This window comes from Pseudonocardia lutea, assembly GCF_042658055.1.
In the GTDB taxonomy this organism is placed as follows: domain Bacteria; phylum Actinomycetota; class Actinomycetes; order Mycobacteriales; family Pseudonocardiaceae; genus Pseudonocardia; species Pseudonocardia lutea.
In genome coordinates, this window is sequence record NZ_JBHSQK010000107.1 from 220 (window position 1) to 674 (window position 455).

Sequence of the window (455 nt, forward strand, 5' to 3'; positions counted from 1 at the left end):
ACGACTCACTCCACACTATCAGTAACTTATGACGACTTGACTCTAGAGTCGAATCGTCGCTTTGGCGTTTTTTTGACCGTGGTGACTCTAGAGTCAAGTCACGAGTCGAATCGCCGGTGAATCGAGTGGTGAGTCGTCCGGCGACTTGCCATAACGTGATTGCCGGCCGTCGACGAACCCGATTCCTGAACGTGCTGAAAACCGGTTTTCCGGCTGCGCCGGCAACGCTTCACGGCCACGCAATAAATTGCGTCCCCGTTCACCGTTTTCGGGGTGGTTTGTGGTGGCTTTCAGGGCGTTCATCGGATTTTAGCCGCTAAAACCCCGGCCAGGTATGTCCGTGCATAGCCATGCAGTCGCGCCAGAATCATCAGGGGCGTTTTTTCTCGATATGGGCACAGAAAGGTGTGTGTTTCGGGTCGGAGGCCTCAGAAACGCGCTGAGGGCCTCTGAGG

Annotated in this window: 1 protein-coding gene; it reads right to left on the minus strand. The window is 55.4% G+C overall.

Features of this window, described 5'->3' with window-relative positions; all coding sequences use genetic code 11:
* Nucleotides 1-93: 93 nt before the first annotated feature.
* Nucleotides 94-303, minus strand: coding sequence for a hypothetical protein (locus ACFQH9_RS29845; RefSeq protein ID WP_165383662.1), 210 nt, complete (start codon nt 301-303; stop codon nt 94-96).
* Nucleotides 304-455: the final 152 nt, after the last annotated feature.

Coding starts and splice junctions, on each gene's coding strand:
- ACFQH9_RS29845 (WP_165383662.1), bottom strand. CDS start 303: ATGAACGCCCTGAAAGCCACCACAAACCACCCCGAAAACGGTGAACGG.